Source organism: Bilifractor porci (assembly GCF_009696005.1).
GTDB lineage: Bacteria > Bacillota > Clostridia > Lachnospirales > Lachnospiraceae > Bilifractor > Bilifractor porci.
On sequence record NZ_VUMV01000007.1, the window covers coordinates 23,258 to 38,442 of the forward strand.

Below are 15,185 nucleotides of genomic sequence, written 5' to 3' on the forward strand. Positions count from 1 at the left end.
GCATCCATACTAATTAAACAGGGGTGTATTTACTGGTTAACGGGAGCACGGAACAATGGGAAAATATTTAATGATTGCAGATGATTTCACGGGTTCTGGAGATGCTGGTGTCCAGATGTCAAAGAGAGGAGTAGAGGCTCATATCATCTTTGATTTGAAGAATGTTGAACCGGATAAATCCTATGTTATAGACTCGGAATCTCGAAATATACCGCCAAATGAGGCTTACAACAAGATCCGAAATATTTTTGAGGATCTGAAGGATATAAAATTTGATTATTATTATAAAAAAATAGATTCTACAATTCGGGGAAATATCAGATCTGAAATCTTGGCCGCAGACAGTGTTTATAAACCGGATTTAATTGTTTTCAATCCTGCCAATCCGGATTCCAATCGTACTGTCATTGATGGTGTTCTATATATGAATGGAACAAGAGTATGTGAGACTGAAATAATGCGGGATCCCTTATGCCTTGTGACAGATGATAATCTTGTTTCACTCATGGAAGATGCGATGGAAGAACCTGTACAGTATTTTAATCTCACACAGATACGACAAAATAAGTTGAAACTGAATGGTGCACGGGTTATTACTTATGATGTACTTGAAAATTCAGATATGGAGAAAATGGTCAGTTTCCTTCTCGGTACAGGGAAAAAAATATTGTGGGTTGGCTCGGCTGGTATGGCTAACGCATTATTCAGTGTTGTAGAAAAACCAAAGCCTGTTTTGGCATTGGTGGGCAGTATTGCGGAGACATCCAGAAGACAGGTCAAGAAAGCCTTGGATCAGGGAGCAGAACTGATCGAGATGAACGTGAAGGATTTGATAAATGGTGGAAATCTTCAAGATGTAGCAGGCAAAGTAATTAAAATTCTTCGGACGGGAAATGATGCTGTTGTTGTTTCGGCCAAGGAAAATGAAGATTATATTGCCGCTGTAGATTGCGGAAAGAAACATGGCATGAACCGTCAGGATGTGGCAAGGTATACGCAGGAAAAAATGGGAGAGTTGTCCCGGTTGATTTTGAAAGAGGTTAAGGTACAGGGGGTATTTTTAACAGGTGGTGATACTGCAATCAGCTTTATGAAAAAAAATGGTGCCTCTGGAGCAAGATTAATTGAAGATGTTCTTCCGGTTATTGCCTTAATTGAATTGGACGGCGGGGATTACCCAAATCTTCCGTGCATTGTTAAGGGTGGCTCTATTGGGAATGAAGATGCGTTAGTTAAATGTATTCAATTTTTTCATAATAAATAATATGGAGGAGAAGAAGTGTTTGGAATTACAATTGGTGATCCGGCTGGCGTAGGTCCGGAAATCGTTGTGAAAGCAATGAATGATATGTCTAAATATCAGGAAAAATATGTTGTATATGGCGCAGTAGATATTTTGCAGTATTATGTTACCAAGTTTGGATTAGCTGAAAAAATAGTGGAGATTCAGGATCCGGATGAATATAAAGAAGGATATCTAAATGTCATTGACCCCAATCATTTGACCATGGATCAATACGAAATTGGCAAATGCTCCGGAAAGTGTGGAGATGCGGCGTATCAATATGTTGTCAGCGCAATTGATGCATCCTTAAGCGGCAAATTAAAAGGGGTTGTAACAGGCCCGCTGAACAAGGAAGCCTTACATTTGGGCGGACATAATTTTGATGGCCATACAGAGATTTTTGCGACCAGAACAAATACTCAAAAGTATTGTATGATGTTTTACGGTCCTATGAAAATAGCACATGTGTCTACCCATTGCTCACTTCGTACAGCATGTGACAGGGTAAAAAAACAGAGAGTGTTGGATGTGATCGAACTGTTAAATCAGGCTCTTCAGATGACGGGAATGAAAAAGCCTCTGATTGCCGTAGCAGGTCTTAATCCACATGCCGGTGAACATGGATTGTTTGGAACAGAGGAGATAGAGGAGGTAATCCCAGCTATCGAGGAGGCAAAAAAAGAGGGGATTAATGTTGTAGGTCCGATTCCGCCTGATAGCTGTTACAAAAAACATATTGATGGCGAATATGATGCTGTAGTAGCAATGTATCATGACCAGGGACATATTGCAGCAAAACTTGGAAACCGAGATATGTGTGTAAACTGTACAATCGGACTTCCGATTATCCGAACCTCTGTAGATCATGGCACAGCATTTGATATTGCCGGCACAGGGCTTGCAGATGAGACCAACATGGAGCAATCGATGCTTTGTGCTGAAAAATTTTTAAAAGGTAATGTAAAATTTTGATCTGTACTTAACATTTTATGAGGTCTGAGTATGAAGAGTTTTATTGTCGGATCAGGATGGAAAATGGAGCTTTCTTATTCTCAAAGTATTAGAGCGGCAATAGAGCTAGATGAAAAGTTAAAAGGTTTTCATGATTTCCCTGTCGTAATTTTTCCGGCCTTTACAGCACTTGCTGCAATTCATCAATGTATTTCGCCAGAATCTTGTGTAAAATTAGGCGGACAGGATGTGTTTTGGGAAGAGAGCGGCTCTTATACTGGGGAAGTTTCTGCGCAAATGTTGTTAGATGTTGGGTGTGAGTATGTTGAAATCAATCATCAAGAACGCAGAACTTTTCTGAGGGAAACTGATGAGATGTCTAATAAAAAATTAAAAATGGCCTTATCTCATGGTTTGAAACCTTTTTTATGTATAGGAGAGGAAAAGAAAGGTACTGATGAAGAAACTCGGGAATATATTAAAAGCCAAATGCTTCTACTATTAAAAAACATTTCGTGTACTGATGTAAAAGAAATAATTTTTGCCTATGAGCCTAGATGGGCAATAGGAAACTATGGGAAAATTAGTTTTGCCCATATTGAAAAAAGTCATGGGCTGATTCGTTCTGTTATAGGAAGCCTTTATGGGACGGATGTAGCTCATGATGTAAAAATTATTTATGGTGGTGGAATCACAATGGATAGTTATGCTCGAATTGCAGAACTTCAAAATGTTAATGGATTGTTTACAACAAAGTGTGGAATAAATCCATCTTTATATTCTGAAATAGCTGTTACTTCAGCAAAGCTACTGAGCAGGGACATCTAAGATTCCAGAACTGAGAGGTATAATTAATAATAAATGAAAATAGCCATTGGATGCGATCCAAACGCAGTTAATGCGAAACAAAGTATGATCACTTATTTAAAGGGAAAAGACTATTCGGATATAACAGATTTCGGAAGTGATGATGTGATTTATTCACATGTTGCTACAAAGGTAGGAGAAGCAGTTGCATCGGGAGAGTTTGATGTAGGTATTTTAATTTGTGGAACAGGATTAGGAATGTCTATTGCAGCTAATAAGGTTAAAGGTGCCTATGCAGCACTACTCACTGACGCTTATTCTGCAAAAAGAGCTAGACTCAGCAACAATGCCAATATTGCTTGCTTCGGCGCCTTTACAACAGGAGAAAAGGTTCGAGAAGAGCTTATTGATACATTTCTTACAAATAAATTTGTTCAAGGATGTAGTTCACAACCGAAAATTGATGCATATGTGCTGTATGATATGAATCGGTAATAATTAAGATATTATTGAAAGAAGCTATACTCCTCATTTATTTTATATAGCCAAAGCTTATATTAGAGCAAGTTTTGCATGAGAGAGATCCATGGCTATGCTAGAAATAAGGGATCTCTCTTTTTTCATATGTTTAAGTATGGTTTTTGAAGCAAATTAAGTGCTAAAACTTCCCACACCCAAAAGGTGTGTTGAACCTTCCTATTGTGTCAAGCCCATTTTTGCTATGGGAAGTTTTAGTTAAGTGTTACTTAAAACAGCATTTTCTATCTTTGTTTGTGAGAGTTCCAAAACTCCCATCGTTTTTATGTTGATTTGAGGTTCATTAAAGATGAGTGTGGCATCTGTTAGGGTATATTTGAAGGCAGAAGCACACACATGATGTTTTGTAGAGACGTAAATTTAGCAATGCAAAGGTGAGTAGGAACTGTATACCATCCAATAACAACCATGTGGTATTATATACAATGAATATGGTTCTGGAAAAAATGAATGAACATCAGATAAATACTACGAAGCGTGAAAAACGGCTTTGTAAAGTAGTTAGAAAGAGTCACTTTATCCAGGATCATAGTTATTGAGATAAAAAGTTAGATGACAGGAGAAAAATAGTTATGGATGGATCGAAATATACAATGGATTTGCATACTCATACAATTGTTAGTGGGCATGCCTATAATACCATGAATGAAATGATTCGAGCAGCTGCAGATAAGAACTTGAAGATAATTGGAATCACAGAGCATGCTCCGGCAATGCCGGGGAGTACAAATTTGTATTATTTTCAGAATTTAAATATCTTGCGGAATGAGAAATATGGTGTCCACGTTTTATACGGTGCGGAACTGAATATTCTTGATGAACAGGGGACTACAGATCTTGATGCCAGGAGCTGGAGAGATCTGGATTATTGTATTGCCAGTTTTCATGATGCCTGCACAGTATCAGGGACAAAAGAAGAAAACACAAATGCCTATGTGCAAGCAATGAAACACCCAAAAGTTATGGTTATTGGCCATCCGGATAATGGAATCTTTCCCGCAGACTATGAGGAATTAGTTCGGGCGGCTGCAGAGGAACATGTCCTGATCGAGTTAAATAATAATTCTTTGAATCCACAGGGGTTTAGGCTGAACGCGAGGAATAATGATTTGGTGATTCTGGATTTATGTGTAAAGCATCATGTTCCTGTTCTTCTCAGCAGTGATGCACATTGCGAAGAAGAGGTCGGAAATTTTTCTCGTGTCATTCCACTCCTTCAGGAAACTGGTTTTCCGGAAGAACTGGTCGTAAATCAATCTGAAGAGCTTCTTAGACAATATCTGCCGACTGCTTAATTGGCAGATATTGTGTTGCTAGGTGATATAACAGATAGTGGACACAGCTTGCAGACACAGTGCGGATTTTATGGGCGAATCAAGCGTTTCTCTGTGTCGGCGAGTTCTATTAATTTCTGAGCAAGTTGGTAGTCGATGATCAGCACGTCAATCAAACCGCCTCGCAGAGCGGCACGGACGCTGTATGCTTTATGCACACCGGAGGCCAGCGCGATCTTCTGCGGAATCCGTTTAAGCTGGTCAAATGAAATTGCGATCATGCGTTCTGAGAGAGGAGACTTGCACTCATTTCCATCTGCGTCGAAGAAACGCAAGGCAATATCTCCGTATGCTCCTGCGTTTCGCAGTGACTGCAGATCGTCCGTTTCCATGAATGCCTGGGTTGCAAGAACAGAGGATTCTTCTGGATAGAAGCTGCCGATACCATTGACGGATATACTAATGGTATCAAACATCTGAAAAACTTCCCGATTGTTTCGTTCTTTCTTCATAATGTCAACTGCGGCAGAACTGCTCATCAGAGCGTCCGTCAGCAGATAGTAATTTTTACCAAAGAAAGCCTTTGCCATTCTGGATACAAGTGTCCGGACATCGAGTTCATTTTCGCAGCAGGCGATACTGCCGTGTAGTGTTACAAATTTTGCCGGGATTTTCTGCGCCGGGTTCAGATAATTGATCATGTTGTAGACTGTACTGCCCCAAGTAACCCCAAGGATATCATCTGGACGGATAATTCGTTGCAGGTACCTGGCGCCTTCAAGTGCAACAAGCCGTTTTGCGTTGTCCTTAGCGAGTTCGGTGTCCGTGCCGTCAAGTTCGTCATTTATTCCATTTGGTGCGATGATCACTTCCTTCAGTCTGTAGCATTCTTTTAATTTTTGCTCCAGTTCAATACATTTCAGATAGGGATCTCGGATTACAAATTCTATAATCTTCTGTTCTTTCGCCTTATTTAACAGGCGGGAAACCGTTGTAATTGAGATACTGAGATCCTCTGCAATATCACTCTGAGATTTGTTCTGCATATAGTACAGATAGGCAGTTTTCAATATTAGAAACGGTGACTGATTATATTTGTCAATCGCTGTGTTTTTTTTCATATGGAATCCTCTCAATACTAATGAATTTGCAGTAAATGCAATATACCCAAACGTGTGCAATGCTATTTTCAGTATAGCGCATACATAACGTTTTGACGTAAAAAAAGTGTTCGAAAATATTTTCCATCCAGGTACCAGAGGTATTTTTTTCCATCTTGTCGCACTTTGATTCAAGATGAACAATGAAGCTGTAAAGCGATGGAAAAATAACAGAAGGAAGCACGGAGAAAATATTTTCACACTAGATAATATTTGCTAAGCGGCTTATTATAAAATCAGCAAGAGATAAGAACCCCTGAGATGAAGATCAGAAGGGGGTGAAAAACACTTTTAAATTCAGGAGGGAAAAAACAATGATTCAGCAGAACAGAATGTATGGAACTTTATTAAATCCTCTTTATGAGGGAGTAGATTTGGATGATCTTCTGGTTGCAACGTATCTGATTGGCTGCCACCGAGACGAAGATGTTGTCGTAAAAATGAACAGCATTGGTATTGAGCAGACCACCGGATCCTGGGCTGATGTTCCGGCAGAGACGGATGAGGTACGCGCAAAATACGCATCCAAAGTGATTGGCATTTATGAAGTACCTGCCTATGAGAATCAGACGGACTTAAACAATGCGGTTCAAGCGGATGGGTACAGATGGTTTGTTGTTCGTATTGGTTATCCGGTAGCAAATGTCGAGGATAATATGCCTCTGCTGATCGGTACGATTGCCGGAAACATTATGTCTATGCCTTATCTGAAACTTTTGGATATTGATTTCCCGGAGAAATTTGTAAAGTCTTTCCAAGGGCCGAAGTTTGGTTTGGAAGGAATCCGCAAAATACTTGGCGTGTACAACAGGCCGTTGCTTAATAATATGATTAAGCCCTGCACCGGATATACTCCCGAAGTTGGTGCAAAACTGTTTTATGAAGCGGCTGCCGGCGGTGTGGATGTTATCAAGGATGATGAGCTGATTGGTGCAAATCGTTCCTTCAACAAGTTGGCGGATCGTGTAAAAATGAATATGGATGCTGCGCACAGAGCTGAGGATATTAAGCATGAGAAAACGCTTTATGCCTGCAACATCACGGATGAAGTATCCAGACTGAAAGAGAATGCGATGACCGTTATTGAAAATGGTGGAAACTGCATTATGGTTGATGTGCATGGAGTTGGATATTCTGCAGTCAGAATGTTGGCAGAGGATCCGGATATTACGGTTCCGATTCTCGGACACAGTTGCTTTAACGGTGCGTTTACCGCATCTCCATACCAGGGAATGAGTTCTAAGGTTGTTACCAAGATCTGCAGAATCGTGGGCTGCGACATTTATCTGACACAGCCACCGTATGGTAAATTTGACAATACTTTTGATAACTACATTGAGAATATAATCACCGCAAAGGCAAAGATGTATGATGTAAAACCGATGCTTCCGTTTGTAGGCGGCGGTGTTGTACCGGGTCTGGTTCCGAAGTTTATGCATGATGCAGGAAACGATATCCTGCTTGGCGTAGGCGCTGGAATACACGCACATCCGATGGGACCGCAGGCTGGAGCAAGAGCGTTCCGAGAGGCCATCGATGCCTGCATGAACGATGTTCCGCTTCGTGAAGCTGCTAAGACCGGATCAAAGGAACTGAAGATGTCCGTAGAAAAGTGGGGCATTTATGGAGAAGATCACAGCAAGAATCTCTACGCGATTTAAAAAGTGATATAAAGTTTGCGTAACAATTATACTGCTATAATTTCCTAAATATAGGCGGTTCGGGAGAGAAAACTTCCGGGTCGCCTGTTTTTATATAGGAGGTCGAGAGTCTGGAGAGATCAGTTTTTATATGCGCCAGAACGACTCTGAAGTGAATTGCATGCTTGAATTGGTATTTTGTATATTTGCTTCTGTACGATCAGAGTAGAAATTGCTATACTTTACTGCATGTGATGTGCATGTCGCGCAGCAGCGGGCAGTGCAGTGGAATTTGAAGATAGAAAACGAAAAGAAAGAGGGAGAGAACATGAGGCCTTACGCATTTGGAGTGGATGTCGGCGGAACTACGGTAAAGATGGGTATTTTTCACACGTCCGGTGACTTGCTGGAAAAATGGGAAATTTCTACCCGGACGGAGAACGGGGGAGAGCAGATCCTGCCGGATATCGCCGCGTCAGTCCGGGAGATGCTGAAGAAACGGAAGATTTCCATGGAGGATGTGGAAGGAATCGGCATCGGTGTTCCGGGAGCCGTCCGTGAGAACTCTGTAGTAGACCGCTGCGTCAATCTGGGCTGGGGCGTCGTTCCGGTCCGCGACATCCTTTCCTCCCTGCTGGACGGCTGCAGGGTCATGGTCGGCAATGACGCCAATGTGGCGGCTCTCGGAGAAATCTGGAAGGGCGGCGGAGAAGGAGCCCGTTCGATGGTAATGGTGACGCTGGGAACGGGAATCGGAGGCGGAATTATTCTGGACGGAAAGATTCTGAACGGCGCTTTCGGCGCAGCCGGTGAAATCGGACATATCTGCATCAACGAGGAAGAGGATGCCGTATGCGGATGCGGGAAAAAAGGCCATCTGGAGCAGTATGCCTCCGCAAACGGAATTGCGAAGACAGCCAGAAAGATGCTGGATGAAACCACGGAGGAGTCCTCGCTGAAAGCGCTGGAGAAGGTCACCTCCAAGGATGTTTTTGACGCGGCGAAGCAGCAGGACAAGGTGGCAGTCCGAATTGTCGAGAGGGTCGGACAGATTCTGGGAAAAGCGCTTGCCGCGGTGGCCTGCGTGGTCGATCCGGAGGTATTTGTCATTGGCGGGGGTGTTTCCAAGGCCGGCCCCATGGTGACAGATGTCATCCGGAAATATTTCGTGAAATACGCGTTCCATGCCTCGGAGGGCGCCCGGTTTGAACTGGCCCGCCTGGGCAACGATGCCGGCATTTACGGCGCCGTGCGCATGCTGATGTAATATCCGTTGTTTCCGCGGTGCCGCCCGATCCGCCGGATAAGGGGTTTATAAACAGACAGAAGTTGACAGCGTGTAAAGTTTTGCTGCTCCGTCAGCCGGAAATGGGAGCTTACGAAGGAGGCTTTGAAATTGAAGATACGTGAAGAAGTACGAAGGATGAAACGTGTGGCTCCCCGGATTGCGGCATCGGAGGAAGCGCAGAGGAACAGGATTCTGGAAAGAATTGCGGCCGGACTGGAGGAGCATGCGGAAGAAATTTTCGCGGAGAACCGGAAGGATCTTGCAGCCGCGGAGGAAAATCAGGTAACGCCCGCGGTGCGGAAGCGCCTGAAGTTCGACAGGGATAAACTGGAGGATGTGAAGAAGGGGATCCGTCTGCTGGTTTCTCTTCCGGATCCGATTCACCGGGTTACGCTTGCCAGGGAGCTGGATCAGGGACTTGTCCTGAAACGGGAGACATGCCCGATCGGAGTCATCGGGGTTATTTTTGAGGCCAGGCCGGATGCTTTGGTGCAGATTTCCACACTCTGTATCAAGAGCGGCAACTGCGCGGTGCTCAAGGGCGGGAAAGAGACGGCGAATACCAACCGCATCCTGTTCCGGATCATTCATGATGCCGCGGTTGCGGAAGGCTTTCCGGAATACTGTCTGCTGCAGGCGGAGCAGCATAATGAAATCGACGAACTCCTGGAGTGTGACGACTGTGTCGATCTTTTGATCCCCAGAGGCTCCAATGCCTTTGTCCGTTATATCATGGATCACACCAGAATCCCGGTGATGGGACACGCGGACGGGATCTGTCATATTTATGTAGACAGGGATGCCGATCAGGAAAAGGCTGTTCCGATTATTGTGGACGCGAAAACGCAGTACACGGCAGCCTGCAACGCGGTGGAAACCCTGCTGATCCACCGGGATCTGGCTCCGGTGTTTCTTCCCCGGCTGGCGGACAGGCTCCGCAAGGAGGGGGTTCGCCTGTGTGGGACGAAGGAGGTCACGGATCTGGTCGGCGGAGAAACCATAGAAGATACAGATTTCAGAGAGTATCTGGATCTGGTGGTATCGGTGAAGATTGTCGGGAGTGTGGATGAGGCCATTGACCATATCAACCGGTACGGATCCCACCACACAGACTGTATCCTTACGGAAAATCAGAAAACGGCGGAATATTTTATGGATATGGTTGATTCCGCCGGCGTGTACCAGAATTGCTCGACCCGTTTTGCGGACGGATACCGCTATGGCTTCGGCGCAGAGGTGGGTATCTCCACCGGAAAGCTTCACGCCAGGGGGCCGGTGGGACTGGACGGGCTTGTGACCTATAAATATAAGCTGTACGGACAGGGGCAGATTGTTGCGGACTATGCCTCCGGGAAAAAGGAGTTTCACTTCCGGGACTTAAACCTGTAAGAGCAGGGAACAGAGATGGAAAAAATGAGAAAAATTCCGGTGGTTCTGGCCGAGAATCCGGCGGACCGGGAGGCAGCGGAGCTTCTGGCGGAGCATCTCCGGACAGAGATGGTGAGAAGGCTGACGGATGTGCCGGAAGCAACGCTTGTCCTTAAGTTCTGTCCGGAGGGACTGACGCTGACAGACAGGAAGCTGTCGCTGCGAGGGGACTTTTCGGGAATGGCACGGAGGCTGAAGACGAACAATCTCCGGCAGGAGATGCTTGTCCGCGCTGCCAGAATCCGGAGACCGGAGAGAAGGCCTGTGGCGGTGGACGCCACGGCAGGGCTGGGAGAGGATTCGCTTCTTCTGGCGGCGGCGGGCTTTACGGTGGAGCTGTATGAGTATAATCCGGTTATTGCCGCCCTGCTTGCAGATGCACTGAAACGGGCACGGGGAGACGGGAACACCGTGCTCGCTTCCGCTGCGGCGGAGATGCATCTGCACGAAGAGGACAGCGCTGCCGTGCTGAGAAAAGGAAGCCTGCACCCGGAGCTTGTTCTCCTGGACCCCATGTTCCCGGAGAGAAAGAAAAGTGCGTTAATCGGAAAAAAATTCCAGCTGCTTCAACAGCTGGAGAGGCCGTGTTCGGAGGAGGAAGAGCTGCTGCAGGCGGCAGAAGCTGCCCATCCGGGGAAAATTGTGATTAAGAGACCGCTGAAAGGACCTTTTCTTGCCGGCAGAAAGCCGGAGTATTCCATTTCGGGCAAGGCGGTGCGCTACGACTGTTTTGTGTTCCCGGAATATTCTTCCTGAATGACCGGTTCCTCCTTTTTTTCTTCCGGCAGCGCACCCGGCTGGCCGGCTTCTTTTTTCTGTCTCCGTTTCCGCAGGTGGACAAGGATAAATTCATTGTAGATATAATCGGAGATGGCGGCAAACGGGATAGAGAGCAGGATACCTGCTGCGCCGAACATCCGTCCGCCTACAATGATGCAGATCAGGACCCATACCGAGGAGACACCAAGCACTCCGCTGAACAGCTTCGGCTTCAGCACATATCCGTCGCAGGTCTGGAGAATCAGCGTGAATATGATAAACCAGAGCGCGTACCAGGGATTGATCAGCACCAGGATAACGGTGCCGATGACACCGCCGACAAGGGGACCGAAGGTAGGTGCCAGATTGGTCACTCCCACAACCACGGAGATCAGAACGGCGTACGGAAGGCCTGCTATCATCTGGAAGATGAAGTTGGCCACGCCGATAATCAGACCGTCGATCAGGTCGCTGAAGATATACCGGATCAGAATTGTGTTGCAGTGGAGCCAGAAATCTGCCACTTCCCGATAGCGCTTCGGGGAGAACAGAAGCTTCAGCAGGGTGACAAACCACCGGATCAGGCGGTTTTTGTCCAGCAGGAAATAGATGGCAAGAATGAAGGAGATGACGCCGTTCACGATATTGCTTCCGATGCTGCTGAAGGTGCTGATCAGGCTGTCTGCCGTTGTGGGAAGGGAATTCTCCAGGGAGCTGAGCAGGTTTGTGCCAATGCTGGTAAGCCGCTGGATCATCGGGTGTTCTCCGGGGGAATTGGACAGCAGTCCCTCAATGAAGCTCCGGAAGGATTCAATATATCCACCCAGGTTTTTCACCAGTGTCATGGCGCTGGAGGTCAGCTGGGGAACCAGAGCCGCAATCAGGAGCACCAGAAGCGCCACCACCAGGATAATGGTTATGGCGACAGCGAGAATATGGGCCAGGGCTTTTCTTTTCATACCGGCGAACAGTTTTCTTTCAAACAGGTTGGCCAGCGGGTTCAGAATATAGGCGATAATCAGGGCGATGATCACGGGCTGGATAAAACCGAAGAACTTCCCGATTCCCCCGAAAATAATATTGATGTGGGACAGCACCAGGTAGAAGAAAACCGCAATGCAGAGAGCGATCGCGTAATTAGCCCATTTTTTATCTTTCCAGTTGTGATTAAATTTCATCAGAGTTTCCTGCCTGTTCCATTTTCTGTGTGAGCCCGCTTCCAGAGCAAAAGCCCGCGGGCCCGATGCTGCGCATGTACTTTAATTGTATACTGCCGCTGTGCCGGAAAGCAACAGAGAGATGAGAAATATTTGACAAAGAACAAAACATCGTGTACTGTTCACAGGCAGATAAGAACCGCTGCTTACAGTCTGTAAGGAACGTCTGTCAGATAACAAAAAAACAGAAAGCCAGATCAGGAGGTCAGACAGTATGGAAATGCAGATGGAGTTTCTTCGCAAAATCCCCACCCCGGCGGAGCTGAAGGAGGAGTTCCCTCTTCCGGCGGAGATCAAGACGCTGAAAGAAAAAAGAGACCGGGAGATCGAGGACATTTTTACCGGAAAGAGTGATAAATTTCTCCTTCTCATCGGCCCGTGCTCCGCGGATAACGAGGAGGCGGTCCTGGAGTACATGCACCGGCTTGCGCGCGTACAGGAAAAGGTAAAAGACAAAATTTTCATTATCCCGCGTGTCTACACCAATAAGCCCAGAACGGTAGGGAAAGGATATAAGGGAATGGTTCATCAGCCGGACCCGGAAAAAGGAGAGGATATGAAGGCCGGGATTATTGCCATCCGGGAGCTGCACACACGGGTGGTCAAAGAAACCGGGTTTACCTGCGCGGAGGAGATGCTGTACCCGGAGAACCACCGGTATCTTTCCGACCTGCTGTCTTACGTTGCGGTCGGAGCCCGCTCGGTGGAGGACCAGCTGCACCGGCTGGTGGCAAGCGGAATCGGGATTCCGGCAGGAATGAAAAATCCGACAGCCGGGGACCTGTCTGTGATGATGAACTCTATTGAAGCGGCGCAGAGCAGGCAGCGCTTTCTGTACCGGGGCTGGGAGGTGCAGACCACCGGAAACCCCATGGCGCATGCGATTCTGCGCGGCTATGTCGACCAGTTCGGCCGCAGCATGCCGAATTACCATTATGAGACGCTGCGGCGCCTGAAAACGCTGTATGACGAGCGAGGCCTGAAAAATCCTGCTGTTATTGTAGACACCAACCATTCCAATTCCGGCAAACAGTACCTGGAGCAGATACGGATTGCGGAGGATGTTCTTCACAGCTGTCATGTTTCCAAAGATCTCCGTTCCCTGGTAAAAGGATTGATGATAGAAAGCTACCTGGAAGACGGGGCGCAGAAGATCGGGGATGGCGTGTTTGGAAAGTCTATTACTGATCCCTGCCTCGGATGGGAAAAATCTGAAAAGCTGATTCTTGAAATCGCAGACCTTGTCTGAGATACGGATATCTGCTATAATGCCCCGGAAAGCACTTTATTGCTTTATCGAACTAAAGGGAGGAAGTTACAAAATGAAAAAGAATATTCTGGCGAAAGCAACAGCGCTGGCAGCATCCTCTGTCATGCTGTTTTCCATGGCGGCCTGCGGGAGCAGCTCTTCCGCGGCGTCCCCGGCATCGGAGGCGTCCTCTGCCGGAACGGCTCAGACATCGGAGGCGGCATCCTCAGCATCTTCTTCTGCAGAAGAAAGCACAGCCGCATCCTCGGCGGAGGTTCAGACATCTTCTGGAAGCAAGGCGGCGGCAGGAACGGAGTTTAAGGTTGGCGTCGTGCAGTATGTGGACCATGCTTCCCTGAATCAGATCGTGGAAAATCTGGAGCAGGAACTGGACGCAAAGGGACAGGAGCTGGGAGTTACTTTCAATTATAAGGATTATGAATTTAACGGACAGGGAGACGGAACAACCCTGAACCAGATTGCTTCCGAGCTGATCAGTGACGATGTGGACCTGATTGTGGCGGTAGCGACACCTACCGCCCAGATTATGCAGGCAGCGGCAGAAGGAAAGGATATTCCGATTGTATTTTCCGCGGTATCTGATCCTGTCGGCGCGAAGCTGGTTGACAGCCTGGATGCGCCGGGAGCAAATATCACCGGGACTTCGGACGCGCTGGATACGGAAGCCATTATGAACCTGATTCTCGCGCAGAATCCGGATACGAAAAAGGTCGGCCTCCTGTACTCCAAGAGCGAGGATTCCTCTGCGCAGCCGGTTGCCGACGCGAAAAAGATTCTGGAGGAAAAAGGGATCGAGACCGTAGAGAAAACAGGGACGACGCAGGATGAAATTTCTACCGCCGCGGATGCCCTGATCGCGGAGGGCGTGGATGCAGTATTTACCCCTACCGACAATACGGTCATGACGGCAGAGCTGGCCATCTATGAAAAATTCGCGGAAGCCGGCATCCCTCACTATGCGGGAGCGGATTCCTTTGCGCGGAACGGTGCTTTCTGCGGATATGGAGTGGATTATAAGGCTCTTGGCAGCCAGACCGCGGACATGGTCGCGAAAATTCTGGCAGAGGGCGCGGATCCGGCGTCTACTCCGGTGGAGACATCCGACAGCAGCATTGCTACCGTGAATACGGAGACAGCGGCTGCGCTGGGATATGATATGGATCAGGTGAAGAAAAATTTCGAGCCCTACTGCGCTTCGGTAGAAGAGACGACAACGAATAAAGAGATGGAATAAGCAGGCAGACCGTTAAACAGCGGCCGTTGTCAGAAGGGCTGCCGCCTTATGCGGTAAAGAAAGAACTTTTCGGGAACCCATTGCGGGTACATCTCCCGAAGTCTTCCTTTATCCGGCATACAGGGCGGCAGCCCTGTTTCTGTTGTAAATTGAAACCGGTTCTGTTATGGTAAGACATAGGCTGATTTCCTGCATTCTCTGATCGGAACGGAGTCTGCGGAAAGAACACGGGGAACAGAAAAAGAGAAGCCGGTCCGAGAGCGGCGGGCCGGGCTTCATGGCAGCACGGTGAGGGAACGGACCGCGCCGCGCTGCGGGACAACAATGCGGAAGAA

At 47.1% G+C, this 15,185-nt stretch carries 13 protein-coding genes; 11 read left to right on the forward strand and 2 right to left on the reverse strand.

Going from position 1 to position 15,185, the window contains the following annotated elements; genetic code table 11:
- Positions 1 to 55: 55 nt before the first annotated feature.
- The 5 genes from FYJ60_RS09605 to FYJ60_RS09625 all read left to right on the forward strand — a co-directional run bounded on the left by FYJ60_RS09605 (position 56) and on the right by FYJ60_RS09625 (position 4,875).
- Positions 56 to 1,264 carry a four-carbon acid sugar kinase family protein gene (locus tag FYJ60_RS09605; RefSeq protein ID WP_154458471.1) on the forward strand — a complete coding sequence of 403 codons (1,209 nt, stop codon included), beginning with the start codon at positions 56 to 58 and terminating at the stop codon, positions 1,262 to 1,264.
- A 30-nt stretch (positions 1,265 to 1,294) separates the two neighbouring features.
- Positions 1,295 to 2,257 (forward strand): 4-hydroxythreonine-4-phosphate dehydrogenase PdxA, encoded by a 963-nt coding sequence (pdxA, locus tag FYJ60_RS09610; protein ID WP_334296185.1) that lies wholly within the window; start codon positions 1,295 to 1,297, stop codon positions 2,255 to 2,257.
- Positions 2,258 to 2,287: 30 nt separating this feature from the next.
- The gene (locus FYJ60_RS09615) at positions 2,288 to 3,064 is read left to right on the forward strand and encodes a triose-phosphate isomerase family protein (RefSeq protein ID WP_154458472.1); all 777 of its coding nucleotides are present in this window, start codon (positions 2,288 to 2,290) and stop codon (positions 3,062 to 3,064) included.
- Between the two features lie 33 nt (positions 3,065 to 3,097).
- Complete coding sequence (locus FYJ60_RS09620) at positions 3,098 to 3,538, forward strand: RpiB/LacA/LacB family sugar-phosphate isomerase (protein ID WP_154458473.1); 441 nt, start codon at positions 3,098 to 3,100, stop codon at positions 3,536 to 3,538.
- Between the two features lie 614 nt (positions 3,539 to 4,152).
- Entirely contained in the window at positions 4,153 to 4,875 is a 723-nt protein-coding gene (locus tag FYJ60_RS09625; protein WP_154458474.1) for a phosphatase, read from the forward strand.
- A 68-nt stretch (positions 4,876 to 4,943) separates the two neighbouring features.
- On the opposite strand, the gene FYJ60_RS09630 is transcribed toward FYJ60_RS09625, so the two are convergent.
- Complete coding sequence (locus FYJ60_RS09630; RefSeq protein WP_154458475.1) at positions 4,944 to 5,975, reverse strand: sugar-binding transcriptional regulator; 1,032 nt, start codon at positions 5,973 to 5,975, stop codon at positions 4,944 to 4,946.
- A gap of 353 nt (positions 5,976 to 6,328) precedes the next feature.
- Between FYJ60_RS09630 and FYJ60_RS09635 the strand changes: the two genes are divergently transcribed.
- The 4 genes from FYJ60_RS09635 (at position 6,329) to FYJ60_RS09650 (ending at position 11,126) form a co-directional block, all read left to right on the forward strand.
- Complete coding sequence (locus FYJ60_RS09635; RefSeq protein ID WP_154458476.1) at positions 6,329 to 7,675, forward strand: RuBisCO large subunit C-terminal-like domain-containing protein; 1,347 nt, start codon at positions 6,329 to 6,331, stop codon at positions 7,673 to 7,675.
- Between the two features lie 307 nt (positions 7,676 to 7,982).
- The gene (locus FYJ60_RS09640; protein WP_154458580.1) at positions 7,983 to 8,921 is read left to right on the forward strand and encodes an ROK family glucokinase; all 939 of its coding nucleotides are present in this window, start codon (positions 7,983 to 7,985) and stop codon (positions 8,919 to 8,921) included.
- A 135-nt stretch (positions 8,922 to 9,056) separates the two neighbouring features.
- Positions 9,057 to 10,331: a glutamate-5-semialdehyde dehydrogenase gene (locus tag FYJ60_RS09645; protein WP_408609147.1), complete on the forward strand. Its 1,275-nt coding sequence runs from the start codon at positions 9,057 to 9,059 to the stop codon at positions 10,329 to 10,331.
- Positions 10,332 to 10,346: 15 nt separating this feature from the next.
- Positions 10,347 to 11,126, forward strand: coding sequence for a class I SAM-dependent methyltransferase (locus FYJ60_RS09650; RefSeq protein ID WP_154458478.1), 780 nt, complete (start codon positions 10,347 to 10,349; stop codon positions 11,124 to 11,126).
- On the opposite strand, the gene FYJ60_RS09655 is transcribed toward FYJ60_RS09650, so the two are convergent.
- Positions 11,090 to 12,307 carry an AI-2E family transporter gene (locus tag FYJ60_RS09655; RefSeq protein ID WP_154458479.1) on the reverse strand — a complete coding sequence of 406 codons (1,218 nt, stop codon included), beginning with the start codon at positions 12,305 to 12,307 and terminating at the stop codon, positions 11,090 to 11,092. The two genes, FYJ60_RS09650 and FYJ60_RS09655, sit on opposite strands and share 37 nt — an antisense overlap.
- A 259-nt stretch (positions 12,308 to 12,566) precedes the next feature.
- Here FYJ60_RS09655 and FYJ60_RS09660 point away from each other — a divergent pair, with 259 nt between their 5' ends.
- A complete protein-coding gene (locus FYJ60_RS09660) occupies positions 12,567 to 13,595 on the forward strand; it encodes a 3-deoxy-7-phosphoheptulonate synthase (protein ID WP_334296186.1) in 1,029 nt (342 codons plus the stop codon).
- Between the two features lie 73 nt (positions 13,596 to 13,668).
- Positions 13,669 to 14,850, forward strand: a complete 1,182-nt coding sequence (locus FYJ60_RS09665; RefSeq protein WP_154458481.1) for an ABC transporter substrate-binding protein — start codon at positions 13,669 to 13,671, stop codon at positions 14,848 to 14,850.
- Positions 14,851 to 15,185 lie beyond the last annotated feature (335 nt).

What these genes read in the sequence shown, in the direction of transcription:
- FYJ60_RS09630 (WP_154458475.1), bottom strand. Translation starts at nt 5,975, where the DNA reads ATGAAAAAAAACACAGCGATTGACAAATATAATCAGTCACCGTTTCTA.
- FYJ60_RS09660 (WP_334296186.1), top strand. Translation starts at nt 12,567, where the DNA reads ATGCAGATGGAGTTTCTTCGCAAAATCCCCACCCCGGCGGAGCTGAAG.
- FYJ60_RS09625 (WP_154458474.1), top strand. Translation starts at nt 4,153, where the DNA reads ATGGATGGATCGAAATATACAATGGATTTGCATACTCATACAATTGTT.
- FYJ60_RS09605 (WP_154458471.1), top strand. Translation starts at nt 56, where the DNA reads ATGGGAAAATATTTAATGATTGCAGATGATTTCACGGGTTCTGGAGAT.
- FYJ60_RS09615 (WP_154458472.1), top strand. Translation starts at nt 2,288, where the DNA reads ATGAAGAGTTTTATTGTCGGATCAGGATGGAAAATGGAGCTTTCTTAT.
- FYJ60_RS09640 (WP_154458580.1), top strand. Translation starts at nt 7,983, where the DNA reads ATGAGGCCTTACGCATTTGGAGTGGATGTCGGCGGAACTACGGTAAAG.
- FYJ60_RS09655 (WP_154458479.1), bottom strand. Translation starts at nt 12,307, where the DNA reads ATGAAATTTAATCACAACTGGAAAGATAAAAAATGGGCTAATTACGCG.
- FYJ60_RS09635 (WP_154458476.1), top strand. Translation starts at nt 6,329, where the DNA reads ATGATTCAGCAGAACAGAATGTATGGAACTTTATTAAATCCTCTTTAT.
- FYJ60_RS09620 (WP_154458473.1), top strand. Translation starts at nt 3,098, where the DNA reads ATGAAAATAGCCATTGGATGCGATCCAAACGCAGTTAATGCGAAACAA.
- FYJ60_RS09665 (WP_154458481.1), top strand. Translation starts at nt 13,669, where the DNA reads ATGAAAAAGAATATTCTGGCGAAAGCAACAGCGCTGGCAGCATCCTCT.
- FYJ60_RS09650 (WP_154458478.1), top strand. Translation starts at nt 10,347, where the DNA reads ATGGAAAAAATGAGAAAAATTCCGGTGGTTCTGGCCGAGAATCCGGCG.